Genomic DNA, 22,145 nt, shown 5'->3' with positions numbered 1-22,145 from the left:
AGCATGCACCGGAGCCGCCTGGTCCTCAATAGCCCGTAATCAATAGCCCAACGCCATGCCGTCCTTCCGGGCTTCGGTCGCGCCCCACCAGATGCGGTTCGCGCTGTCCCACATCACGGCCTGATAGCCGCCGACATCCTGATGGGTTTCGAGGATCTGATGGCCTCGGGCACGCAAGGCGGCGCGGGTTTCGGCCCCGATATGGCTTTCAAGGAAGATGCCGGGGGTGGTTTCGCGGCCTTCGCCCGGATCGGGGCTGCCGAGATGGCGCACGCGCGGCGCGTCGCCTGCCGCCTGCAGGTTGAGGCCGAGATCGACGAGATTGACCATGACCTGCACCTGACCCTGCGGCTGCATGGTGCCGCCCATCACGCCGAACGCGAGGAATGGCTCATCCCCCCTGGTGATCATGCCGGGAATGATGGTGTGGAAGGGGCGCTTGCCCGGTTCGATCCGGTTCGCGGCCTTCGGGTCAAGGGAGAATTGCGCGCCACGGTTCTGGAGCATGAAGCCCCAGGTTCCGCGGCCATTCTCCACCGGGTCCTTGCGCGGAATTACCACGCCCGAGCCCATGCCGCGATAGTTGGACTGGATGAGGGACACCATCATGCCTCTCGAATCCGCCGTCGCGAGATAGGTGGTGTCGCTATGCTCTTCCGGGTCTCCGGGCGGCACGTCATCCGGAAGGGCGCGGTCCATGTCGATCATGGCGGCGCGGCGGGCGATATAGGCATCATCCAGCAGCGCCCCGACAGGCACCTTCACGCGGCGCGGATCGGCCAGATAGCGGGCGCGGTCAGCGAAGGCGAGCTTCTTGGCCTCCACCAGCACATGCAGCCGGTCAGCCTCCAACAGGTCGGCCATCGGGAAGCGCTCGACAAGGCGGGCAATCTGCAACGTCGCGAGTCCCTGCGTGGCGGGCGGAATCTGCCACAGGCGCACATCGCGATAGGGGGCGGAAATCGGTTCGACCCATTCGGCCTTCATGGCGGCGAGATCGCCTGCCGAAAGGGTGCGGCCATGGCTGCGGAAATGGCCTTCCAGATCACGCGCGAAGGCCCCGCGGTAAAAAGCCCCGGCGCCACCCGTGGCAATAGCCTCCAGCGTGGCGGCAAGGTCGGGGTTGGTGAAAATCTGGCCTTCGCGCGGCGCCGAGCCGGAAGGCGCATAGAGGCTGAAGGCGTGGCCGGCGGCCTGGATGGCCGCGCGGTTTTCCTCGAACCGGCGGACATTGCCGGCCCAGCCGCGTGCAATCACCGGCGTCAGCGGGAAGCCTTCGCGCGCAATACGGATCGCCGGTTCCAGCACCTTTGAAAGCGGAAGCCTGCCGTAGCGGCTGTGCAGGGCCTCCCATCCGGCGACTGCGCCCGGAACGGTCACGGCATCCATGCCCCAGGGGTTCATCAGCCCGCCCGGGTTGCGCTTTCTCAAGGCCTTCACGTCAAGCCGGGCTGGTGCGAAGCCCGAGGCATCGAGACCGACGACCTTGCGCGTTCCAGGATCCCAGACAAGGGCGAAGAGATCGCCGCCGATTCCATTGCCCGTCGGCTCGACCAGGCCAAGAACGGCATTGGCGGCGATTGCCGCATCGACGGCCGAACCGCCGGCGCGCAGGATGTCGACGGCAGCCTGTGTCGCCAGTGGCTGGGCGGTGGCCGCCATCCCGTTGCGGGCGGGAACGGCCGACCGGCCCTGATAGGCTGGATCGCCCGGCCGGTCGGCGGCAAGTGCTGCAGACGGCATGCCGAGGGCGGGCAGGCAAAGGGCTATCAGGCTGGCGGCAAGGAAGCGGGCAGGGCGTTTCATCGGGCAGGGTCCTCCTCTGGTTTACCTGAAGCATGTTCCGGCGCGGGGGAAAACGGGAAAGCCATGATGGGCTTGCGATTTCTTGCCCACATGCGACAATCGCGCCCATGCACATGCTCGACAGACTTCTCAGCCGTGCCGTCACGAAGGGCGCGCTCGAAATCACCGAGGCCAATGGCAAGGTGCACAGATATGGCGATATGGCGGCTGAGCCTGTCCGCGTGCGCCTGAAGGATGCAGCGACGGCGCGCAGGATCGGCGCGAACCCGGGCCTCGGGGCAGGCGAGGCTTATATGGATGGCCGGCTGACGGTCGAAGGCGGGGACATTCTCGACCTGCTCGACATCGTGACGGGCAATCTCCGCTGGGACCGCTCGAACAGCCTCAGAGTCAGCCTGTGGGGGCAGGCGCGCATCGCGGCAAAACTGAGCGAACTGAACGAGCGCCGGCGGGCGAAGCGCAACGTCGCCCATCATTATGACCTGGACGATCGCCTCTACGATCTCTTCCTCGACCCGGAGCGCCAGTATAGCTGCGCCTATTTCCGCCCCGGAAACGATGGGCCGGATTCCGACCTCGATCAGGCCCAGCGCGACAAGCTGGACCACATCACCCGCAAGCTCGACCTGAAGCCTGGCATGCGCGTGCTCGACATCGGCTGCGGCTGGGGCGGGCTGGCGCGCCATATCCACCGCGTCTCGGGTGCGGATGTGCTGGGGATCACGCTGTCGGAAGAGCAGCTGGCCTATGCACGCCGCAAGGCTGCGGAACTGGGCATGGAGGGCAAGGTCCGGCACGAGCTGACCGATTACCGCGACGTGACCGGACGGTTCGACCGCATCGTGTCCGTCGGCATGTTCGAGCATGTCGGCCGCCCGAATTATCGAACCTATTTCGACTGCGTTGCCGATCTGCTGACCGAGGACGGGCTGGCCCTCATCCACAGCATCGGCCGCATGGGCGGGCCGGGCGCGACCGACCCGTGGACCGCGAAATACATCTTTCCCGGCGGCTATACGCCGGCGCTGTCCGAGATCATGCCCCATATCGAGCGCGCCTTCCTGTGGACGACGGACATCGAGGTCTGGCGGCTGCACTACATGAAGACGCTGGAACACTGGCTTGCCCGATGCCGCGCCCGCCGCGACGAGATCGTCGCCCTTTATGACGAGCGCTTCTTCCGCATGTGGGAATACTACCTCGGCGCTTCGATCATGGCCTTCCGGAACGACGATCATGCCGTCTTCCAGATCCAGCTGGCGCGCCGCCGGGACGGCGCGCCGCTGACACGGGAGTATCTCTACTGCAGCTGAGGGCTGCCGGGCAGTGGCTCAGCGCGCCGTCCAGCCGCCATCGATCGACAGGGCGGAGCCAGTGACGCTGCCGCCGGCTTCAGAGCAGAGGAAGAGCACCAGTTCGCCGACATGGGCAGGCTGGACGAAGCGCCTGGAGGGCTGGGCCGCAAGGATGATGTTGCGGACGACATCCTCCTCGCTCATGTCGTTCACGCGGGCCTGATCGGCGATCTGGCCCTTCACCAGCGGTGTCTCGACATAGCCGGGGCAGATGGCGTTCGCGGTGATCCCGGTTTCGGCAAGCTCGAGCGCGACCGATTTCGTCATGCCGACGACCCCGTGCTTGGCCGCGACATAGGCGGACTTGAAGGGCGAGGCGACGAGGCCGTGCGCCGAGGCGATGTTGATGATGCGCCCCCAGCCTGTTGCCTTCATCGACGGGAGGGCTGCCTTGATGGTGTGGAAATTGCTGTTGAGGTTGATGGCGATGATCGCGTCCCAGCGGTCCTCGGGGAATTCGTCGATCGCGGCGACATGCTGGATTCCAGCGTTGTTGACCAATATGTCGAGCCCGCCAAGACCGGCCTGCACATCATGGACGAAAGCCTGCGCCGCCTTGCCGTCGGCAAGATCGGCGCCGGCGAAGATCGCGCGCGCGCCATGGGCGGAAACTGCTTCGAGTGCCGGCCCATGGTCTCCGAAGCCGTTGATGGCGACATCCGCGCCGGCACGGGCCAGCGCTTCGGCAATGGCCAGCCCGATCCCGCTGGTAGACCCGGTAACGGCGGCCCGGCGGCCCGCAAGAGGCCTGCTGGAGGTGGAATCGGCGGTCATGGGCAATCTCCTGTGCTTCCGGGAGCATCATAGGGCCTGGCGGGCGGCCGGGAAGAAGGCCGTTACACCGCAGTGCAAAAAAATATGGACAAGGCGCAATCCGGTTCTAGCGTTGCACTGCACAAGATGCGCGCGACGACGCCCGCCACCCCGTGTCAACGTGACGGGTATCGCCGCTGCAAGAAAAATGAAACATGCGCAAAGGCTTCCTAGATGCTGTATACCACCTATGAAATGACAAGGGGATGGCTGGCTGGTGCGAGTGCGGCCGCGCGACTCGGTTCTGAATGGGTTGGTGCCATGGCTGGCCCACTTTCCTACATAGGCCTGGGCGAAAAGGCCGCCGCCGCCCTCGATGTCTTCTCGCATGCAACCGCGCCTTACGGAAAACCCGCCTTCGGCCTGTCGGCCACAGTGATCGACGGCAAGCTTGTTCCCGTTCACGAGGAAATCGTTTCCCGCAAGCCGTTCGGCCAGCTGAAGCGTTTCGTGCGCGAAGGCGCTTCCCCGACAGATCCGCGCCTGCTGATCGTGGCCCCGATGTCAGGTCATTATGCAACCCTGCTGCGCGGTACGGTCGAGCGGATGCTGCCGAACCATGATGTCTACATCACCGACTGGCGGGACGCGCGGCAGGCCCCGCTTTCGGAAGGGCAATTCAACCTCGAGGATTATGTCGACTATGTGATCGACTGGCTGCGCGCCCTCACGCCCGAAGGTGGCGAACGGGTGCATGTGCTGGCGGTGTGCCAGCCTTCGGTGCCCGTCTATGCGGCAGCGGCCCTGATGTCTGCCCGGATGGATCCAGCCCGTCCGGCAACGCTCACCATGATGGGTGGCCCGATCGACACGCGCCGCGCGCCGACGGTTGTGAACCAACTGGCCATGGAGCGTCCGCACGCATGGTATGAGCATATGGTGATCGCGACCGTGCCGCACTATTATCCGGGCGCCGGTCGCCGGGTCTATCCGGGCTTCCTGCAGCTTTCGGGCTTCATGTCGATGAACCTTGGCAACCACATGATGAGCCACTGGCGCATGTTCCGGCATCTGGTGGAGGGCGACGGCGAAAGCGCTGATGCAACCAAGACCTTCTACGAGGAATATCGGGCCGTCTGCGACATGACCGCCGAATTCTATCTGCAGACGGTCGACTGGGTGTTCCAGCGCCATCTGCTGCCGAAGGGTGAAATGCACATCCGGGGCGAGCGGGTGGACCCCGGCGCCATCACCGACATCGACATTTTCGCAATCGAGGGCGAGCGGGACGATATTTCCGGCATCGGCCAGACGAAGGCGGCGCTTGATCTCGCGGGGAACCTGGATGCCGCGCGCAAGCATTATTTCCTTGTTCCCGGCGTCGGCCATTACGGCATCTTCAACGGCCGCAAATGGCGCGAGGTGATCGCGCCTGAAGTCGAGCATTTCATCCGCGAGCGCTGCCCCTCGGCCAGGATGCACGGCGAAGGCCTGCACCTGCCGCATGTGGACATGGAGCCGGCCGAAGGCGTGGAATTCGCCTGAGGGCAGGGAAGGGGCGAGCGCCGCAGGGCGCCTGCCCCTTCCTTCCCCGTCCGGTTCAGCTGTCGAGGGCCTCGGCCTTTTCGGCGACTTCGAGCCAGCGCTCCTCGGTTTTTGCCAATTCGCTGCGCAGTGTGTCGAGTTCGGCCGTCCGCCTGTCGAAGCGGGCCTTGTCGCGCGTGTAAAGGGCCGGGTCCGCCAGTTCGGCTTCGGCAGCGGCGATCTCTGCCTCAAGTCGCGCGATTTCGCCGGGCAGGCGATCGAGGTCATGCTGGTCCTTGAAGCTCAGCTTGCGGGCCGCGCGCGCCGGTAAGGTTTTTTCGGCCGCTGGCGCGGGCTTGCGTTCCTGCGCTCGCGCCTGCGTGCGGGACCGTGATTGGGCCCTTGCCCGGCGCAGCTCTTCCAGTTCGCGGTATCCGCCTGCCACGATGTCCACATGGCCGCTTCCGTCGAGGCCCAGTGTCATGGTGGTGGTGCGGTCGAGAAAGTCGCGATCGTGGCTCACGATGAGCACGGTGCCGTCATAGTCGGAGATCACTTCCTGCAGCAGGTCCAGCGTCTCCAGGTCCAGGTCGTTGGTTGGTTCGTCCAGAACCAGCAGGTTGGATTCCCGGGCGAATTCCCGCGCCAGAAGCAGCCTTGAGCGTTCGCCCCCTGAAAAGGTTCCGATCCGTGCGTCGGCAACGCCGGGCGAAAAGAGAAACTCCTTCAGATAGCCCTGCACATGCTTTTTCGTGCCGCGCACCGTGACCCAGTCACCGCCGTCGGCCAGCACGTCGCGCACGCGCTTTGCCGGGTCCATCAGCTTTCGCTGCTGGTCGATGGTGATGCCGTTCAGGGTCTTCGCGCGCGTGATCCTGCCGGAATCCGGCTCCAGTTCCCCTGTCAGCAGCTTCAGAAGGGTGGTCTTGCCGGCACCATTGGGGCCGACGATGCCGATCCTGTCCCCGCGCTGGATGCGGATGGAAAAATCGCGGATGATCGCCCTGTCACCGAAGCTTTTCGAAATGGCTTCCGCTTCGATCACCATCTTCGATTTCACATCGTCGGTGGCGATGGCGAGCTTTGCCGTGCCCTGCACGCCCAGCATGGCGCGGCGTTCCGCGCGCATCTGGCCCAGACGCTCAAGCCGGCCCTGGTTGCGTCGTCGTCGCGCCGTCACGCCACGCTGCAGCCAGTGCAGTTCCTGCGCGATCCTGGTGTCGAGCTTTTCGGTGGCGCGGGTTTCCTCTGCAAGCACCTGTTCCATCCAGGCCTCGAAGCCGCCGAAGCCGATTTCCTGCCGGCGCACGCTGCCACGATCCAGCCAGAGGCAGGCGCGCGTGAGCCGGGTGAGGAAGGTGCGGTCGTGGCTGATGACGATGAAGGCGCCGGTATAGCGGTTGAGCCAGGATTCCAGCCAGTCGATGGCTTCGAGATCGAGGTGGTTCGTCGGCTCATCGAGAAGCAGCAGGTCGGGCTCGGATGCCAGCGCCCGCGCGAGGGCGGCGCGGCGGCGCTCCCCGCCGGATGCCGTTTCGGCCGTGATCGACAGGTCGAGGCCAAGCTGGCTTGCGATGGCCTCCACTTCGTGCCGGGGTGGGGCATCCGGGCCGGAAAGGGCGAAATCGAGGAGGGTTTCATATCCGGCAACGGGCGGATCCTGCGGCAGCAGCACGATGCGCGCACCCGGCTGGGCCGAGCGACGCCCGCGATCCTGTTCGAGGGTGCCGGCAATCAGGCGCAGAAGCGTTGTCTTGCCGGCGCCGTTACGGCCGATCAGGGCGATTCTGTCCTTCTGGCCGATGAAGAGCGAAAGCCCTTCGAACAGCCATCCGTCACCTTGCCTTAGGGCGATGTCTTCGAGAGAAACCAGTGGTGCAGCCATGGTGGAAGCGCTTGCCATGGCGCCGGATGCGAGGCAACGGAATGGAATAAGGAAAAAGATCAAAGGCCCGTCATGCCTGGCATGATCGGGCAGGAACGGGCGCAGACATGACCGGCATCGATGTTCAGAACGCGTTCACGGCCACGAGGCTAATTCCTCGCCTGAAGGCAGCATGATGAACCATAGCAACAGGATATCCAGCCCACGCGGCACAGCAGCCAGCCGGATCGCGGCCCTCGCGATCCTGATTGCATCGGCGCTGCCCCTGTCGGCGACCATTGCCGCGCCGATGGCGGGCCAGGTGAATGCCGCTCTTCAGGATGACGGCCAGCTTTGGCTGGGCAACGCGCGGACGGATGGTTTCAATGCGGTCCCACCGGGCTGGCAGGGCGATGTGTTCGCGCAGGCGCGCATGTCTGGTGACGAGCGCGCGGAGCGGCGCCAGCGCATGCCCCGGACCCACCAGCCACGCCCGGTTTCCGATCAGGAACATGCCTGGCAGCGCCGCGAATCCGGGCAGAATCTTCCCTTCAGCGAACTCATGCGCCGTGCCCATGCAGTCGGCCGTGGTGAATATCTGGGCTCCGAGCCGGACATTTCCAGCAACCTCTACCGCTTCAAGTTCATGCGCCCGGGCGGCAATGTCGTCTGGGTCGATGTGGACGGCCGCACCGGCCGCGTCCTTGCCGAGCGTGACTGACACCCGCCTGTGGCAAGACCGATCGGCCAAACCGAAACGGCCCATTGATACCTGTCTGACGAGGAGGTTCCCGATACAATGCGTATTCTGATCGTCGAGGATGAGCCGAACCTTTCCCGCCAGCTTCGACAGACGCTGGAAGGCGCAGGCTATGCCGTGGACAGTGCCGCCGACGGCGAGGAAGGGCAGTTCCTTGGCGAGACGGAAAGCTATGACGCCGTGATCCTTGACCTCGGCCTTCCCGAAGTGGATGGCCTTACGGTGCTCGACCGGTGGCGCAAGGCGGGGCACAAGATGCCGGTGCTGGTGCTGACCGCGCGCGACAGCTGGTCCGACAAGGTTGCCGGCCTCGATGCAGGCGCCGATGATTATCTGGCCAAGCCCTTCCAGTCGGAAGAGCTGATCGCACGGCTTCGCGCGCTCATCCGCCGGGCAAGCGGCAATGCCACTTCGGAACTGATGGCAGGCGATGTCCGGCTCGATACGCGTTCGGGCCGCGTGACCCTGGCCGGAGAGCCGGTGAAGCTCACGGCGCAGGAATACAAGCTCTTGTCCTATCTGATGCACCACAAGGGCAAGGTAGTATCGCGCACCGAGCTTATCGAGCATATCTACGATCAGGATTTCGATCGCGATTCGAACACGATCGAGGTCTTCATCACGCGTATCCGGAAAAAGCTCGGTGCAGACCTCATCACCACCATCCGCGGACTCGGATACAGCCTCGAAGGCTGACGTGGTGGCACGCCCCGCGCGGGGGCTGCGCGTGCCGGCCACAAGGCTGCTGATGCCGGGCTCGATCACGAACCGCATCCTGGCGCTCGCGGTGCTGTGGATCGCGGCCCTTCTGCTTCTTGGAGGCATAGCGCTGGACAGGATCGTGACTGGCACCATCCAGCGCAATTTCGATGAGCAGCTCGCCACGACCCTGCCGGCCATGATCGGGGCAGCCGAGCTCGACCCCTTCGGCGAAGTGCGCTTCAATCGCGCCCCCGTGGATCCCCGCTTCAACGAGCCCTATTCCGGCTTCTACTGGCAGGTGAGTGCGCGCGGCCACATGGATTTCCGCTCGCGCTCCCTCTGGGACAGGCAGCTGCCGCTCGATCTCGACCGTTCCTGCATCGAGCCATGCCTTTCCAGGCTTTCCGCCTACCCGCAGGAAACCCTGCGCCTGATCGAGCGGGACGTGCGCATTCCAGGCTCGCCCGGCGTGTGGCGCTTTGCCGCCGCCCAGACGACCGGGCAACTCGACGCCCAGATCCGGACTGTGCGCACCACGCTCTGGTGGTCGCTTGGCGCACTTGGCGCGGGGCTGTTTGCTCTGGCCGTTCTGCAGGCGACCTTCGGGCTGATGCCGCTGAAACGCATGTCTTCGGCGATGGCGGCGATCCGCGCGGGCACGGCCACGCGTGCGCCGACGGAAAATGTGCCGCCGGAAATCGCGCCACTGGTGCAGGAACTGAACGCGCTGCTCGATCATAATGAGGAGGCCGCCGAATCCGCCCGCATGCATGCCGGAAACCTTGCCCATGCGCTGAAGACGCCGATGAGCGTGCTGATGAACGAGGCGGCGGCGAACAGCCCCGATCTTGCGAAGACGGTGGTGCGCGAACTGTCGACCATGCGCCGCCATGTGGACCACCATCTGGCCCGCGCCCGCGCCATGGGGCGGCGCACGCAGGCAACCGCCCGGGCAGACGTGTTCCCGGCACTGGAGCGGCTGGTGTCCGCCATCGAGCGTATCTATGCCGACCGCCCCGTGGTGATCGACCTTGCCGGTGACCGCAGCGTGGTTTTCCGGGGCGAGCGGCAGGATCTGGAGGAAATGGCCGGCAATCTCATCGACAATGCCGCGAAATATGGCGGCGGCCGCGTCTTCGTGACCGTGGCGCGCGGGGAGGGCGCCAAAGACGGCATGCTGACCATCACCGTCGAAGACGACGGCAGCGGCATTCCGGCCCGGCTGCGGGAAGGGCTGTTCGAGCGCGGCGCCCGCCTCGATACGGAAAAGCCCGGCACCGGCCTTGGCCTTGCCATCGTGCGCGACGTTGCCGCCATCTATGGCGGCTCCGTCAGCATGGCCGAAAGCGAGGATCTGGGCGGGCTGATGGCGATACTGACCCTTCCGGCCTGCCCCATGGATGCATCCCCCGCTGCAACTTCGCGCCGCAACGCTTGACTTCGACGCCCGGCTGATGCATCCGCGCCGCCACCGCAGCGGACGCCCCCCGGGCAGCCAGGCTTGCGGGCATTGTCATGGTGTGCTGCCGTAGCTCAGTGGTAGAGCGCATCCTTGGTAAGGCTGAGGTCGGGAGTTCAATCCTCCCCGGCAGCACCATGACACTCCCCCGATTTCCAGATGCTGATTTTATATGGCTCACATGCGCCACGGGTGGGAAGATCCGCGCGCCCTTGTCAGCCGCGCATGGTCTTCCGCACAGCCAGTGCCGTCAGCGCGATTCCACCCATGATCAAGGCCATGCCCGTGGCGTGGTGCGTTTCCAGCCTTTCACCCAGGACGGTCGCGGCAAGAAAGGCCCCCAGGAGCGGCATGAGGCTGATCGTCTGCCCCGCCGGGCCGGGCCCGATGCGGGCAACGGCCGCATTGTAGAGAAAATAGGCAAGGACCGAGGGAAAGACCGCGACATAGCCGAAGGCGAGCAGCGTGCCGGGCTTCCAGATGATGGCCTTGCCGGACAGGGCCTCGGCCATGGCCAGTGGCGCCATGGCGACAGCCCCGATCAGGAAGGTGGTGAACAGAAAGGCCAGCGGATGGACCGGCGGGGTCTTGCGCAGGAAACTGGTATAGAGCGCCCAGGCCATGCAACCGGCCAGAACCAGCCCGTCTCCCTGGCCGAATCGCAGCCCGGCAAGGGCTGACAGATCCCCCCGGAAGAGGATGACGGCAACGCCCGCCATCGACAGCAGGACCCCGAGGATCTGGGCGACGGGCGCCCTGTCCCGGAAGAAGATGGCGCCGAATGCCAGCACCAGCGGCGGGATGAGGGCCTGGAGCAGAAGCCCGTTGGTGGCGCTGGTGTGCTGAAGGCCGGAATAGAGCAGGGCATTGAAGGCCGCGACACCGACAAGCCCGAGGAAAAGCAGCGGCCGCCAGCCAGCCTTCAGTGCCACCAGATCGGCCTTCACATGACGCAGGGCCAGCGGCGCGAGGATGAGAAGCGCGCCAGCCCAGCGGACAAAGGCGAGGGTGAAGGGCGGGATGTCATCGCGCACGGCGCGCCCGACAAGGGCATTTCCCGACCAGAAGAGCATCACGATCGCCAGCATGGCAAAGGCGCGTGCGCTGCTATCGGGGCGAAGGGGCATCCGGCTACTCCGGGCCGGCACGGGAGCCGGGCTTCATTTGGTCGGGGAGACAGGATTCGAACCTGCGACCCTCTGCTCCCAAAGCAGATGCGCTACCAGGCTGCGCCACTCCCCGATGTGGCGGCGCATAGACGCAGGAGACGCAAACGGCAAGCGCGCGGATGCCGGGCCGGTGAAATCGAAAGCTGCGGTTCACGAACTTCATGCTAGGATGAGACGTTAATTCAGCAGGAAGCCCGTAAATGCGTCGACTCATCCAGACTGGCACTCCTTCCCGCACGGTGAAGATCATGGCGGCCTTTGCCAGCCTTTCGCTTCTCGCTGCCTGCGCCACGCCGTTCGAGGCGCGGGTGCAAAGCTTTCAGCAGATGCCGCCGATCCAGGGGCAGAGCTTCGTGGTGCAGCCGGCCGATGAAAGCCGCGCGGGCAGCCTGGAGTTCCAGTCCTATGCCGGGCTTGTGTCGGAAGAATTGCGGCGCATCGGCTTTCAGCCTGCGGCAAGTGCTGCGGGCGCTCAGCTTCAGGTCATGATCGATTACGGGTCTGGCCCGGGCCGCGAGCGCCTTGCCACACGACCGGGTACGTCATCCTGGGGCTGGTATGGCCGGGGCTGGTACAGTCGTAACCCGCTGTGGTGGGGCAGCTTCTACGATCCTTTCTGGGGCTCGGCCTGGGATCGGCAGGAAGTCTACAGCTTCACCGTCTTCCCCGCCTATCTGGAGGTGGACATATTGCGTGCGCAAGACAAGCTGCCCCTGTTCGAGGGGCGGGCCGAAACCACGACGCGCGTGAATGATCTGCCGGCGACCATGCCGAAGCTGGTGCGCGCGCTGTTCACCGATTTCCCCGGCGGCACCTCGCGCAGCCGCGTCGTGCAGGTGCCCGCGGAGAAATAGCCAGCGCAGATGCGCCCTATCGCAACTGGACCATGCAGGCAGGGCCGTCTAAGCCATCTGCATGGGAATTGACCGATTCCGGCGCGGCATGATGCCCTCCGCCAGCACGCCGGGCAGCGGAGCGGGGCAGAATGGCGGCCAGCCTTCAGTGCAGGACGATGCGGCAGGCCCCCGGCCCGGCGCGGGCGGCCAGCCCGTCCCTGCGCGCCTGTCTGGCCTGCCTCCGCCGATCCGGCTACTCCTCGTCCTGCTGGCGCTTCTGTTCTGCTGGTATGCCGTGCTTGGCGGCATTCTGGGCGGCATTCATGCCAACAGCGGGTTGAGGCCTTCGGGGCAGCAATTACCGACCGGCGGATCGGTCAGCATCGGCATGGCGGCCGCACTTTTGCAGAACCAGGTGGAAGAGCGGTCCTTCACCCCCAATGATCCCATCTTCTATCCCACCGGTCTGGCGCGGCGCACGCCCGCCTTCCAGTCCGCCATCATCGAGACGGTGGGCGCAGCGGTTGTGGCAATCAACAGCCAGGGGGATGCGCCCGCACTGAGGGAAGCGACGCATCAGCTTGGCACACCGGTCGACCAGTGGTGGCTGCGGCCGGGCTGGCCCCCGGCGGGCTTGCCGGCTGAACATCATTACCGCACGGCCCGCCGGGCGCTCGAGCTTCACAACGCGGCCATTGCGTCCGCTCCGCGCGTTCCGGCCACCCAGCGCCTGGCGCCTGCCTCGCGCGAGGCCCTTGGCGCGCTTCTCGACAGGATCGAAGCCGAAGCCGAAAGGGGCGACCTCGTGATCAAGGCGCAAGGTGGCGAACGGCCGGCTGTCCGCCTTGCAGCAGCCCGTGGCACGGCCCATGCCGCGGCCATGCTTCTGCGCGGCATCCGCGAGGACAATGCACTTGCCGTGCGGCAATCGGGCAGAGCGGCCCGCTGGGGTGCCGCGCTCGATGCGCTGGATACGGCCGCTGCCCTCGACCCTTTGCTGAGCGGGCGGGATGACCTCATCGTGATGGGCTATCAGCTGCTCATCGCGTCACAGGCCCTTAGGGACATTCTGGGGGAACAGGCATGAACGGCAATGCGGAAACATTCCTCGTCGTGATTGACGATACGCCTGAATGCGCCAAGGCCGTGCGCTTTGCGGCCCTGCGCGCTCAACGCACCGGTGCCCGTGTCGAGCTTCTGCATGTGCTGAAGCCGACCCAGTTTCAGCAATGGGGCGGCGTCCAGGACGCCATGGACGCCGAAGCCGAGGAACTGGCGCGCACCCTGCTGCGTGAGCGCGCGGACGAAGTTGAAAGCATGACGGGCCAGCGCCCCTCGTGCCGGCTGGTGAAGGGCAAGGGCCCGGATGCCGTGCTGGAGGTGGTGCAGAATGACCGCTCGATCCGGGCGCTGGTGCTTGCCGCTGCGGCAAAGGGGCGGCCGGGGCCGCTGGTCAGCTTCTTCGCCGGGGAGCAGGCCGGCAGCCTGCCTTGCATGGTGATGATCGTGCCCGGCGGCATCAGCGATGCCGATCTCGACCGCCTGACCTGAGCTGCTTGACCGGCCACCAGACCTGAGACCGGGCTTGAAATTCGACTTGTGCGGTCTTGATTGCATCGCGCGCAAAGGCCATGTCGCCCAGCAAGGAGTAAGCCATGCTGATCGAGACTGAACGCACACCCAATCCCGCCACGCTGAAATTCCTGCCCGGCCGGCCGGTTCTGCCGGGCGAGGGCGCCGATTTCGAGTCCCCCGAAGAAGCGGTACGCTCCCCGCTCGCCCGCGCGCTCTTTTCCATTGGCGATGTCGAGCGGGTCTATTTCGGATCGGATTTCGTGAGCGTCACCAAGGCGCCCGGCAGCGCCGACTGGGTCGACCTCAAGGCGGATGTTCTCGGCATCATCATGGATCATTTCGCAAGCGGCGCACCCATTCTGCTTTCGGATGCCGGCGAAAGCGAAACCTTCGACGACCCGGCTGATGCCGAGATCGTGGCGCAGATCCGCGAGCTGATCGACACGCGGGTCAGGCCGGCCGTCGCCAATGACGGCGGCGATATCGTCTATCGCGGCTTTCAGCAGGGCATCGTCTATCTCCACATGCGCGGAAGCTGCGCGGGCTGCCCCTCGTCCACGGCGACGCTGAAGGGCGGGATCGAGAATCTGCTTCGCCACTATGTGCCGGAAGTTTCTGAAGTGAGGGCAATCTGATGACTGGTGAAGCAACCGAAGGGCAGGGCGTGGCCGGGCAGTCGCTCGAAGAGGGCGCGCTGCGCCAGATGTTCACCGATGCCCGGACCCATTATGACTGGCACGAGGAGCCTCTGCCCGAAGCGCTGCTGCGCCGGCTTTATGATCTGCTGAAATTCGGCCCGACATCAGCCAACGCATCGCCCGCGCGCTTCATCTTCTGTTCCAGCGCCGAAGCCCGTGCCCGGCTTGCCGACTGCGTGTCGGAAGGGAACAGGCCCAAGGTGCTGCAGGCGCCTGTCACGGTCATCATCGGCATGGACATGGCGTTTCACGACCATCTGCCGAAGCTGTTTCCACATGACGACGCCAAAAGCTGGTTCGAGGGCAATCCGGAGCTGATCCAGTCCACCGCAATGCGTAATTCCACCCTTCAGGGGGCCTGGCTGATCATGGCCGCGCGCGCCCTCGGCCTCGATACCGGCCCCATGTCCGGCTTCGACAAGGCGAAAGTGGATGCCGCCTTCTGGAGCGGAACGAAGACCGAGACGAACTTCATCTGCTCGCTCGGGTATGGAACGGGCAAGAAGCTGTTTCCGCGCCTGCCGCGCTTCACCTTCGATGAAACATGCCGGATCGCCTGAAGGGGCGCGTCCTCGTCGTTGCGACAGGGCATGACCTGTCGCTGGCGCTTCTGGATGGCGGCACGGCCGTGGCGGAAAGGCATGTGCCCGTGGATCGCGGCCATGCCGAACTGCTTATGCCAACCCTGGCCGCCATGCTGGACCCTTTTGGTGGCGCAGACTTCCGGCCTGATGCGATCCTGGTTGAAACCGGCCCCGGCAGCTTCACCGGCCTGCGGATCGGGCTTGCTGCCGCACGTGCGCTGGGCCTTGCCTGGGGCGTGCCGGTCATGGGCGTGCGATCGACCCAGATCGTCGCCGCAATGGCGCGGGAACAAGGGGCCAGCGGGCCACTTGCCGTGGTGCTGGCAGCGCCGCGCGGGCAGATCTGGTTCGAGCGTTTTGGCGCTGCCGGTGGAGAAGCGGGCAACGGCCCGGAAAGCGGGCTGGAAAGCCGCGGCCCGCCATTGGCCGCCGCCGCCGCGGACATGGGCCATAGGCTTCATGCCGATGAAAGGCCGGTTGGCAGCGGGCGCCGGCTGATGGGGCTGGAGGGTGACATGTTCGTGCCACGGGCTGCTGCCGCCGGGCTGGTGCCGCCGCAGCTGATTGGCGAGGCGGACCTGCTGTATGTCCGGGCGGCGGAGAGCGGCCTTGGCGCCTGAAGCATACGACCTTGTCTGGAGCCTCGGGCGCCCGAACAGTGCGGCTGAAGCAGCACTGATGGCCGATGCGGCCTTTGATCCGCACTATCGCGAAACCTGGACCGCGGCGCAAATGGCGGCAATTCTTGCCGAAGATGGCGGCTGGATCGTGCTGGGCCATGACAAGGCAGGCCTGTCGGCTTTCGGTCTTTGCCGCCAGGTGCTCGATGAAGCCGAGCTTCTTCTTTGCGCCACCAGAAGGGATATGCGCCAGCGCGGTATTGGCCGCGCCCTTATCGGACAAATCATTGAAACTGCCCGAAACAGGAATGTCAGACGCCTGTTTCTGGAAGTGAGAAGCAGCAACTTGGCGGCTCGTGCGCTTTACAAGGCAACGGGGTTTCGTGAAGCTGGAAGGCGGCCGGGATATTACCGCACATCCACTGGCGAAAGCATAGATGCACTTACGCTCGACCGGATTCTGTAAATCCTAACAATCCTGCGACATCATTGTTCATGCAAAGCGGGTTTGCATGTCGTTCTTGATTCTGCCAATAATGAGCATCCGCGTAGTTATGGATAGGGTCGCTGTTGCAGGCTGGGCATGTAGGCACGGGCCATCCACCCTGCAACAGATTGAAGGCAGGCTTGCCTGCATGACGAGTGACAGGATTATTTCGAATGTCTGAGCAGATCGAACATAATGACTTGCTTGCGCTGACGGCGGATATCGTTTCCAGCCATGTCGCAAACAACAGCGTTGCGGTGAATGACGTTCCGCAGCTGATCCAGAATGTCTATGCAACGCTTGCGGGTCTTGCATCCCCTGCGCCCGAGCCTGAAGTCCGGGCCGAACCTGCGGTTCCGATCCGCCAGTCCGTGAAGCCAGACTATATCGTCTGCCTGGAAGACGGCAAGAAGCTGAAGATGCTGAAGCGGCACCTGATGACTGCTTATGGCATGACGCCGGATGAGTATCGCGCCAAGTGGGGTCTTGCGCCTGACTATCCGATGGTTGCGCCCAATTATGCCGAATCCCGCCGCCAGCTCGCAAAGTCCATCGGCCTCGGCACATCCCGCAGCCGGGCGCGGAAGAAATAGGCTCTTCGGCAGACAGGGGCCGCCCGGACATCCGCCGGCCCCTTCTTGCCGTTCGGCCATCGGGGCATTATCTTCCCGTGGACAGGGCGGACCTTGGTCCGTCGGTGGTTTTCATGCCGGCAAGCCCGGCTTTCATGGTGGGGTAATGCCGGGAACGATCGACATCGAAGCGCTGTGTCAGGCCAAGGGACTTCGCATTACCGAACAGCGGCGCATCATTGCGCGCGTGCTTTCGGAAGCGCAGGACCATCCCGATGTCGAGGAGCTCCACCGTCGGGCCTCGGCCGTGGACCGGGGCATATCGATTGCAACGGTCTATCGCACAGTGCGCCTGTTCGAAGAGGCCGGCATTCTGGAGCGGCATGATTTTCGTGACGGTCGCTCACGCTATGAGCCGACGCCCGAAGAGCATCATGATCATCTGATCGATGTGGAAACCGGGAAGGTCATCGAGTTTCATGACGAGGAACTTGAGCGCATCCAGACCGAGATCGCGCAACGGCTTGGCTACAAGCTGGTCGATCACCGGCTTGAACTTTACGGCACGTCTCTGAAGGGGCGGACCTGATATCCATCATGCCCCTGGAGCCTCCTGACATGGAGCCTCCTGACCCGGAGCCTCCAGCCCCGGAACCGACAACTGCCGGACTGCCGGCGCCTGAACGGTGGCTTGCGCCGGCCGGCGCCGCCATTGCCGGCACATCCAGTCTTTCGCCGCAGCCTTTCCAGAAGTGGGGCGCGGTGAAAAGCGTGGCTGGCGCGCTTGCCGCCACGGGGGTTCTCCTGCCGCCCGCCTGCGCCCTCATGCTGGCCGATCGCAGGGGGCCGGGCCGTATCCCGATGCTGTGGCACAGGGCCGTCAGCCGGTCACTTGGCGTGCGCAGCGCGATGCAGGGCAGGCTCGTTTCCGGCTCGACGCTTTATGTATCCAACCATCTGTCCTGGCTGGACATCCCCGTCCTTGGCAGCCACCTGAACGCCGCCTTTGTCGCCAAGGCTGAAGTGGGGGCGATGGGCGTGGTCGGATTTCTTGCAGGCGTCCAGGGCACCATCTACGTAGAGCGCGAGCGGCGTTCACGCGCAGCAAGCCAGGCTGGCACGATCCGCGAGAGGCTGGGGCAGGGGCAGAATGTCATCCTCTTCCCCGAAGGCACCAGCAATGATGGCGTGCGGGTGCTTCCCTTCAAGTCCACCCTTTTTTCTGTTGTGGATGATGCCGAAGATAGCGATGTGCGGATACAGCCGGTAAGCCTTGCCTACACACATCTCAACGGACTGCCGCTGACACGCCACCGGCTGATGGACATAGCCTGGATAGGAGACATGGAACTTGCACCCCACGCGCTGGACTTCATGCGCCTTGGCCGGATCGAGGCGCGAATCCTGTGCCACGAACCGGTTCGCAGATCGGACTTCCGGGACCGCAAGGATCTTGCGCGGCATTGCCATGCCGTCGTCTCATCCGGTTATCGCCAGCTGATGCGGGGGAATGGCTGATGCGCAAGTTCGCCGTCAAATCCTTCGGCTGCCAGATGAACGTCTATGATGCCGAGCGCATGGCCGAGGCGCTTGCCGCAGAAGGCATGGGCACCGCTGACGAAGCGGATGCGGATGTCATCGTGCTCAACACCTGCCATATACGTGAAAAGGCAGCAGAAAAGCTTTATTCCGAAGTGGGCCGGATCGCTGCCCGCAGCCGCGAGCAGGGCGGCCGCAAGCCGGTCATCGCGGTGACCGGCTGTGTCGCCCAGGCCGAGGGCGACGAGATATTGCGGCGCGCGGGCGCGGTCGACCTCGTTGTCGGCCCGCAGGCCTATCACCGCCTTCCGGCGCTTCTGAAGCGGCAGGCGGCCGGTGAAACGGGCATTGTCGATCTCGACATGCCGGCTGAATCCAAGTTCGGAAAGCTGCCGCCCCGCGCCCGGCGCGCGCCGTCCGTCTTCCTCACCGTGCAGGAAGGCTGCGACAAATTCTGCGCCTTTTGCGTCGTTCCCTATACGCGCGGGGCAGAATCCTCACGCCCGCTGCGCGCGATTCTGGCTGAAGCCGAGGCGCTGGTGGAAGGCGGCGCGCGCGAGATCACACTGCTGGGCCAGAATGTGAACGCCTGGCGCGACCCGGAAGATGCTGCCTGCGATTTCGGCGCCCTGATGCGGGCGGTGGCGGCCATGCCGGGGGTGGAGCGGCTGCGCTACACCACCAGCCATCCGCGTGACGTGACCGAAACCATGATCCGCGCCCATGCCGAGATTCCCGAACTGATGCCCTATCTGCATCTGCCCGTGCAGTCCGGCTCCGACAGGGTGCTGGCGGCCATGAACCGCAAGCATGATCGGGCCTTTTATTACGATCTCGTGGCACGCTTCCGTGCCGCGCGGCCTGATCTTGCCATCACGTCGGATTTCATCGTCGGCTTTCCGGGTGAAACGGAAGAGGATTTCGCCGCGACGCTCGGAATCGTGGAAGACATTGGTTACGCCCAGGCCTTCAGCTTCAAATATTCGCCGCGCATCGGAACCCCGGCTGCCGAGCGCGAGGACCAGCTGGACGAGGATGTCAAATCCGAAAGGCTGGCGCGCCTGCAGGCCGCCATCAGCGCCAGCGCCCTTGCCTTCAACCGGCAGAGCGTGGGCAGGCAATGCGACATCCTCATCGAAAGGCGCGGCCGCCATCCCGGCCAGTGGATCGGGAAATCCCCGTGGCTGCAATCGGTTGTAGTTGAACAGGAAAGCCTCTCGCCCGGTGATCTGGTGCGGGTGGACCTCGTGCGGGCAGGGCCAAACAGCCTGGAAGGACGGATCGTGACTGCTGAATCAGGCAAACATGGCAAAGCGTAGCCAGAGCGGCTCCGAACGGGGCGATGCCGTGCCGGGCAAGGCGCGGGTGGAGCTGGAATTCGAGAAGCCGGCGCTTCTCGGGCTGCTTTTCGGCCAGTATGACAAGAACCTCATCACGCTGGAAAACCGCCTGGGCGTCTATATCGCTGCGCGGGGCAACCGCGTGGCGGTGGAAGGCGAGCCGCAGGCAATCGCCAGCGCCCGCGACATACTGACAGAGCTTTACGGCCGCCTCGAAAGGGGCGTCCCAGTCGACAGCGCCGATGTGGAAGCCGCCGTCACCATGGCGGGTGAAGCATCGACCGACGGGCTGACGGTAGAACCGGGCGGCCCGCCAGCCATGATCCGCACCCGGCGCAAGACGATCGTTGCCCGCACTGCGGCGCAGGCCAGCTACATCCAGGCGCTTGGCCGCTCCGACGTGATCTTCGCGCTCGGCCCTGCGGGAACCGGCAAGACCTATCTTGCCGTCGCACAGGCAGTGAGCCAGCTGGTAGCCGGCTCTGTCGACCGCCTGATCCTTTCCCGCCCAGCGGTCGAGGCTGGCGAACGGCTCGGCTTCCTGCCCGGCGACATGCGCGAGAAGGTCGATCCCTATCTGCGCCCGCTCTACGATGCCCTTTACGACATGCTGCCGTCCGAGCAGGTGGAGCGGCGCATCGCCTCGGGCGAAATCGAGATTGCCCCGCTTGCCTTCATGCGCGGCCGCACGCTCGCCCACGCTTTCGTCATCCTTGACGAGGCGCAGAACACCACGCCCCAGCAGATGAAGATGTTCCTGACCCGTTTCGGCGAAGGCAGCCGCATGGTCGTCTGCGGCGATCCGAAACAGGTGGACCTGCCCGATCCCGGCAAGAGTGGCCTTGCCGATGCCGTCCTGCGGCTCGAAGGGATAGAGGGTGTGGCGGTTCAACGTTTTTCCGCGCGCGACGTGGTGCGGCACCCTATCGTGGGGCGCATCGTCGACGCCTATGAGGGCCCCGATGCTCGACATTGATTGCGATATCGTCGCCGGAGACTGGGACGAACGCCAGGACTGGGACGGCCTTGCCAACCGCGCCATTGCAGCCGCGATCGCGGGTGCGGGCCATGAGGCGCTTCTGGCCGAGACGGCCGCGCTGGTCGAGATTTCCCTGAGGCTGACGGATGACGAGGAAATCCGCAGGCTGAACCGGGACTATCGCGGCAAGGACAAGCCGACGAACATCCTCTCCTTCCCGATGCTGGCGCCCGAAGACGCCGCCGGCATAGCCGATGCCATCGCCGCGGACGATGCGATGGACATTCTGCTCGGCGATCTGGCTGTCGCCCATGAAACGCTCGTTTCGGAAGCAGCACAGAAGGGCATATCGGTGAAAGATCACCTGACCCATCTGCTCGTTCATGGAACGCTGCACCTGCTTGGGCATGACCATCAGGAAGACAGCGAGGCTGAAGCCATGGAAGCGCTTGAGACACGGATCCTTGACGGGCTCGGCATTGCCGACCCTTATGCGGATGGAACCCCCGGTGCAGCGTCGGCCCTGTCCGCGCCTGCCGATGAAATGGATGAAAGGCCATGAGCGACCCTTCCCCTAGACCCGCGGACGGCTCTTCCCTGTGGAACGCCGTTCGCGATTTCCTGCACCTGAAAAGCAGCGCGACATTGCGCGAATCGATCGAAGAGGCGATCGACGAGCATCGCGACGAAGGGGCCGACCCGGACGACCTCGACCTTCATGAACGCGCCATGCTGCGCAACATGCTCCACCTTTCCGAATGCAAGGTCGCCGATATCGCGGTGCCGCGCTCGGACATCGTCCCCATCGACGAGGCGAGCCCTTTCCAGACCGTTGTCAGCACCTTCCGTGAGGCAGGGCACAGCCGCCTTCCCGTCTATCGGGACAGTCTCGACGAAGTGGTCGGCATGCTTCACGTGAAGGATGTCTACAACATCATAGCCGACCGCTTTACCGGCGCCGTACCAGCCGATGCCCCGCTGCCGACACCGGCGGACATCGTGCGCAACGTGCTGTTCGTGCCGGATTCCATGCCCGTCATCGACCTGCTGACCGAAATGCGCCGCCAGCGGACCCACATGGCCATCGTGGTCGACGAGTTCGGCGGCACGGACGGCCTGGTGACAATCGAGGACATCGTCGAGGAAATCGTCGGTGAGATCGAGGACGAGCATGACGAGGAGGAAGAGAGCCTCCTTCAGCCCCTGGTCGACGGAAGCTATGAAGCCGATGCGCGCCTGGACCTTGAGGAACTGGAAAAGGCCCTTGGCCTGAGTGTGCTTGCCGAGGAAGCAGGCGACGAAGTGGATACGCTGGGCGGGCTGGCCTTCCTGCTGGCAGGGCGGGTGCCCGATGTTGGTGAACGCTTTGCCCTTTCCAATGGCTGGACGCTGGAAATCGCGGCCAGTGACGGGCGGCGGATCGAGCGGCTTCGCCTCTATCCGCCTGTCGAGGAAAGCCCTGCCGCGGAAAGCTGATTTGCACCACTGAATTGCACCTTGATTCCACCTTCGGTCTGGGCTGA

General features: G+C 64.7%; 23 protein-coding genes and 2 tRNA genes. 20 read left to right on the top strand and 5 right to left on the bottom strand.

Going from position 1 to position 22,145, the window contains the following annotated elements:
• Nucleotides 1–39 precede the first annotated feature (39 nt).
• On the bottom strand, nt 40–1,806 hold the full coding sequence (locus ACUJ46_RS06340) for a gamma-glutamyltransferase family protein (RefSeq protein ID WP_445389622.1): 1,767 nt from the start codon (nt 1,804–1,806) through the stop codon (nt 40–42).
• A gap of 113 nt (nt 1,807–1,919) precedes the next feature.
• Here ACUJ46_RS06340 and ACUJ46_RS06335 point away from each other — a divergent pair, with 113 nt between their 5' ends.
• The gene (locus ACUJ46_RS06335) at nt 1,920–3,119 is read left to right on the top strand and encodes a class I SAM-dependent methyltransferase (protein ID WP_445389621.1); all 1,200 of its coding nucleotides are present in this window, start codon (nt 1,920–1,922) and stop codon (nt 3,117–3,119) included.
• Between the two features lie 18 nt (nt 3,120–3,137).
• On the opposite strand, the gene ACUJ46_RS06330 is transcribed toward ACUJ46_RS06335, so the two are convergent.
• Nucleotides 3,138–3,935, bottom strand: coding sequence for a 3-hydroxybutyrate dehydrogenase (locus ACUJ46_RS06330; RefSeq protein WP_445389620.1), 798 nt, complete (start codon nt 3,933–3,935; stop codon nt 3,138–3,140).
• Between the two features lie 213 nt (nt 3,936–4,148).
• On the opposite strand from ACUJ46_RS06330, the gene ACUJ46_RS06325 reads away from it, so the two are divergent.
• Nucleotides 4,149–5,459: a polyhydroxyalkanoate depolymerase gene (locus ACUJ46_RS06325; RefSeq protein ID WP_445389619.1), complete on the top strand. Its 1,311-nt coding sequence runs from the start codon at nt 4,149–4,151 to the stop codon at nt 5,457–5,459.
• A gap of 55 nt (nt 5,460–5,514) precedes the next feature.
• On the opposite strand, the gene ACUJ46_RS06320 is transcribed toward ACUJ46_RS06325, so the two are convergent.
• Nucleotides 5,515–7,323, bottom strand: coding sequence for an ABC-F family ATP-binding cassette domain-containing protein (locus ACUJ46_RS06320; protein WP_445390140.1), 1,809 nt, complete (start codon nt 7,321–7,323; stop codon nt 5,515–5,517).
• 172 nt (nt 7,324–7,495) lie between these two features.
• Here ACUJ46_RS06320 and ACUJ46_RS06315 point away from each other — a divergent pair, with 172 nt between their 5' ends.
• The 4 genes from ACUJ46_RS06315 (at nt 7,496) to ACUJ46_RS06300 (ending at nt 10,361) form a co-directional block, all read left to right on the top strand.
• A complete protein-coding gene (locus ACUJ46_RS06315; protein WP_445389618.1) occupies nt 7,496–8,023 on the top strand; it encodes a PepSY domain-containing protein in 528 nt (175 codons plus the stop codon).
• A 78-nt stretch (nt 8,024–8,101) separates the two neighbouring features.
• Nucleotides 8,102–8,758, top strand: a complete 657-nt coding sequence (locus ACUJ46_RS06310) for a response regulator transcription factor (protein WP_445389617.1) — start codon at nt 8,102–8,104, stop codon at nt 8,756–8,758.
• A 52-nt stretch (nt 8,759–8,810) separates the two neighbouring features.
• Nucleotides 8,811–10,202 carry a sensor histidine kinase gene (locus ACUJ46_RS06305; protein WP_445390139.1) on the top strand — a complete coding sequence of 464 codons (1,392 nt, stop codon included), beginning with the start codon at nt 8,811–8,813 and terminating at the stop codon, nt 10,200–10,202.
• Between the two features lie 84 nt (nt 10,203–10,286).
• Nucleotides 10,287–10,361 (top strand) — tRNA-Thr (locus tag ACUJ46_RS06300).
• Between the two features lie 77 nt (nt 10,362–10,438).
• On the opposite strand, the gene ACUJ46_RS06295 is transcribed toward ACUJ46_RS06300, so the two are convergent.
• Together ACUJ46_RS06295 and ACUJ46_RS06290 are read right to left on the bottom strand one after the other, a co-directional pair.
• Nucleotides 10,439–11,350: a DMT family transporter gene (locus tag ACUJ46_RS06295; protein WP_445389616.1), complete on the bottom strand. Its 912-nt coding sequence runs from the start codon at nt 11,348–11,350 to the stop codon at nt 10,439–10,441.
• A 38-nt stretch (nt 11,351–11,388) separates the two neighbouring features.
• Nucleotides 11,389–11,465 (bottom strand) — tRNA-Pro (locus ACUJ46_RS06290).
• Nucleotides 11,466–11,592: 127 nt separating this feature from the next.
• Here ACUJ46_RS06290 and ACUJ46_RS06285 point away from each other — a divergent pair.
• The 14 genes from ACUJ46_RS06285 (at nt 11,593) to ACUJ46_RS06220 (ending at nt 22,098) form a co-directional block, all read left to right on the top strand.
• Nucleotides 11,593–12,246: a DUF4136 domain-containing protein gene (locus ACUJ46_RS06285; RefSeq protein WP_445389615.1), complete on the top strand. Its 654-nt coding sequence runs from the start codon at nt 11,593–11,595 to the stop codon at nt 12,244–12,246.
• A 61-nt stretch (nt 12,247–12,307) separates the two neighbouring features.
• Nucleotides 12,308–13,315 carry a hypothetical protein gene (locus ACUJ46_RS06280; protein ID WP_445389614.1) on the top strand — a complete coding sequence of 336 codons (1,008 nt, stop codon included), beginning with the start codon at nt 12,308–12,310 and terminating at the stop codon, nt 13,313–13,315.
• Nucleotides 13,312–13,779: a universal stress protein gene (locus tag ACUJ46_RS06275; protein WP_445389613.1), complete on the top strand. Its 468-nt coding sequence runs from the start codon at nt 13,312–13,314 to the stop codon at nt 13,777–13,779. Before ACUJ46_RS06280 ends, ACUJ46_RS06275 begins: the two co-directional genes overlap by 4 nt.
• A gap of 104 nt (nt 13,780–13,883) precedes the next feature.
• Nucleotides 13,884–14,438: a NifU family protein gene (locus tag ACUJ46_RS06270; RefSeq protein WP_445389612.1), complete on the top strand. Its 555-nt coding sequence runs from the start codon at nt 13,884–13,886 to the stop codon at nt 14,436–14,438.
• Nucleotides 14,438–15,061: a malonic semialdehyde reductase gene (locus tag ACUJ46_RS06265; RefSeq protein WP_445389611.1), complete on the top strand. Its 624-nt coding sequence runs from the start codon at nt 14,438–14,440 to the stop codon at nt 15,059–15,061. Before ACUJ46_RS06270 ends, ACUJ46_RS06265 begins: the two co-directional genes overlap by 1 nt.
• The gene (tsaB, locus tag ACUJ46_RS06260) at nt 15,046–15,705 is read left to right on the top strand and encodes a tRNA (adenosine(37)-N6)-threonylcarbamoyltransferase complex dimerization subunit type 1 TsaB (protein ID WP_445389610.1); all 660 of its coding nucleotides are present in this window, start codon (nt 15,046–15,048) and stop codon (nt 15,703–15,705) included. Before ACUJ46_RS06265 ends, tsaB begins: the two co-directional genes overlap by 16 nt.
• Entirely contained in the window at nt 15,695–16,171 is a 477-nt protein-coding gene (gene rimI, locus ACUJ46_RS06255; RefSeq protein ID WP_445389609.1) for a ribosomal protein S18-alanine N-acetyltransferase, read from the top strand. The genes tsaB and rimI overlap by 11 nt, the downstream gene beginning before the upstream one ends.
• A 194-nt stretch (nt 16,172–16,365) precedes the next feature.
• Nucleotides 16,366–16,785, top strand: coding sequence for a MucR family transcriptional regulator (locus tag ACUJ46_RS06250; protein ID WP_445389608.1), 420 nt, complete (start codon nt 16,366–16,368; stop codon nt 16,783–16,785).
• Between the two features lie 145 nt (nt 16,786–16,930).
• Nucleotides 16,931–17,353, top strand: a complete 423-nt coding sequence (locus ACUJ46_RS06245; RefSeq protein WP_445389607.1) for a Fur family transcriptional regulator — start codon at nt 16,931–16,933, stop codon at nt 17,351–17,353.
• A gap of 29 nt (nt 17,354–17,382) precedes the next feature.
• Nucleotides 17,383–18,282: a lysophospholipid acyltransferase family protein gene (locus ACUJ46_RS06240; protein ID WP_445389606.1), complete on the top strand. Its 900-nt coding sequence runs from the start codon at nt 17,383–17,385 to the stop codon at nt 18,280–18,282.
• On the top strand, nt 18,282–19,622 hold the full coding sequence (gene miaB / locus ACUJ46_RS06235; RefSeq protein WP_445389605.1) for a tRNA (N6-isopentenyl adenosine(37)-C2)-methylthiotransferase MiaB: 1,341 nt from the start codon (nt 18,282–18,284) through the stop codon (nt 19,620–19,622). The genes ACUJ46_RS06240 and miaB overlap by 1 nt, the downstream gene beginning before the upstream one ends.
• On the top strand, nt 19,609–20,619 hold the full coding sequence (locus ACUJ46_RS06230; protein WP_445389604.1) for a PhoH family protein: 1,011 nt from the start codon (nt 19,609–19,611) through the stop codon (nt 20,617–20,619). Before miaB ends, ACUJ46_RS06230 begins: the two co-directional genes overlap by 14 nt.
• Entirely contained in the window at nt 20,606–21,184 is a 579-nt protein-coding gene (gene ybeY, locus ACUJ46_RS06225) for an rRNA maturation RNase YbeY (RefSeq protein ID WP_445389603.1), read from the top strand. Before ACUJ46_RS06230 ends, ybeY begins: the two co-directional genes overlap by 14 nt.
• Nucleotides 21,181–22,098, top strand: coding sequence for a hemolysin family protein (locus tag ACUJ46_RS06220; RefSeq protein WP_445389602.1), 918 nt, complete (start codon nt 21,181–21,183; stop codon nt 22,096–22,098). The genes ybeY and ACUJ46_RS06220 overlap by 4 nt, the downstream gene beginning before the upstream one ends.
• Nucleotides 22,099–22,145: the final 47 nt, after the last annotated feature.

The sequence above is a fragment of the Sandaracinobacteroides sp. A072 genome, assembly GCF_052616365.1.
Note: the sequence above shows the minus strand (reverse complement) of the source record. Positions and strands in the feature narration are given on the sequence as shown.

Bases quoted from the DNA above. Each gene is read 5' to 3' on its own strand.
- ACUJ46_RS06340 (WP_445389622.1), bottom strand. From the start codon at position 1,806: ATGAAACGCCCTGCCCGCTTCCTTGCCGCCAGCCTGATAGCCCTTTGC.
- ACUJ46_RS06335 (WP_445389621.1), top strand. From the start codon at position 1,920: ATGCTCGACAGACTTCTCAGCCGTGCCGTCACGAAGGGCGCGCTCGAA.
- ACUJ46_RS06330 (WP_445389620.1), bottom strand. From the start codon at position 3,935: ATGACCGCCGATTCCACCTCCAGCAGGCCTCTTGCGGGCCGCCGGGCC.
- ACUJ46_RS06325 (WP_445389619.1), top strand. From the start codon at position 4,149: ATGCTGTATACCACCTATGAAATGACAAGGGGATGGCTGGCTGGTGCG.
- ACUJ46_RS06320 (WP_445390140.1), bottom strand. From the start codon at position 7,323: ATGGCTGCACCACTGGTTTCTCTCGAAGACATCGCCCTAAGGCAAGGT.
- ACUJ46_RS06315 (WP_445389618.1), top strand. From the start codon at position 7,496: ATGATGAACCATAGCAACAGGATATCCAGCCCACGCGGCACAGCAGCC.
- ACUJ46_RS06310 (WP_445389617.1), top strand. From the start codon at position 8,102: ATGCGTATTCTGATCGTCGAGGATGAGCCGAACCTTTCCCGCCAGCTT.
- ACUJ46_RS06305 (WP_445390139.1), top strand. From the start codon at position 8,811: ATGCCGGGCTCGATCACGAACCGCATCCTGGCGCTCGCGGTGCTGTGG.
- ACUJ46_RS06295 (WP_445389616.1), bottom strand. From the start codon at position 11,350: ATGCCCCTTCGCCCCGATAGCAGCGCACGCGCCTTTGCCATGCTGGCG.
- ACUJ46_RS06285 (WP_445389615.1), top strand. From the start codon at position 11,593: ATGCGTCGACTCATCCAGACTGGCACTCCTTCCCGCACGGTGAAGATC.
- ACUJ46_RS06280 (WP_445389614.1), top strand. From the start codon at position 12,308: ATGGGAATTGACCGATTCCGGCGCGGCATGATGCCCTCCGCCAGCACG.
- ACUJ46_RS06275 (WP_445389613.1), top strand. From the start codon at position 13,312: ATGAACGGCAATGCGGAAACATTCCTCGTCGTGATTGACGATACGCCT.
- ACUJ46_RS06270 (WP_445389612.1), top strand. From the start codon at position 13,884: ATGCTGATCGAGACTGAACGCACACCCAATCCCGCCACGCTGAAATTC.
- ACUJ46_RS06265 (WP_445389611.1), top strand. From the start codon at position 14,438: ATGACTGGTGAAGCAACCGAAGGGCAGGGCGTGGCCGGGCAGTCGCTC.
- tsaB (WP_445389610.1), top strand. From the start codon at position 15,046: ATGCCGGATCGCCTGAAGGGGCGCGTCCTCGTCGTTGCGACAGGGCAT.
- ACUJ46_RS06250 (WP_445389608.1), top strand. From the start codon at position 16,366: ATGTCTGAGCAGATCGAACATAATGACTTGCTTGCGCTGACGGCGGAT.
- ACUJ46_RS06245 (WP_445389607.1), top strand. From the start codon at position 16,931: ATGCCGGGAACGATCGACATCGAAGCGCTGTGTCAGGCCAAGGGACTT.
- ACUJ46_RS06240 (WP_445389606.1), top strand. From the start codon at position 17,383: ATGGAGCCTCCTGACCCGGAGCCTCCAGCCCCGGAACCGACAACTGCC.
- miaB (WP_445389605.1), top strand. From the start codon at position 18,282: ATGCGCAAGTTCGCCGTCAAATCCTTCGGCTGCCAGATGAACGTCTAT.
- ACUJ46_RS06230 (WP_445389604.1), top strand. From the start codon at position 19,609: ATGGCAAAGCGTAGCCAGAGCGGCTCCGAACGGGGCGATGCCGTGCCG.
- ybeY (WP_445389603.1), top strand. From the start codon at position 20,606: ATGCTCGACATTGATTGCGATATCGTCGCCGGAGACTGGGACGAACGC.
- ACUJ46_RS06220 (WP_445389602.1), top strand. From the start codon at position 21,181: ATGAGCGACCCTTCCCCTAGACCCGCGGACGGCTCTTCCCTGTGGAAC.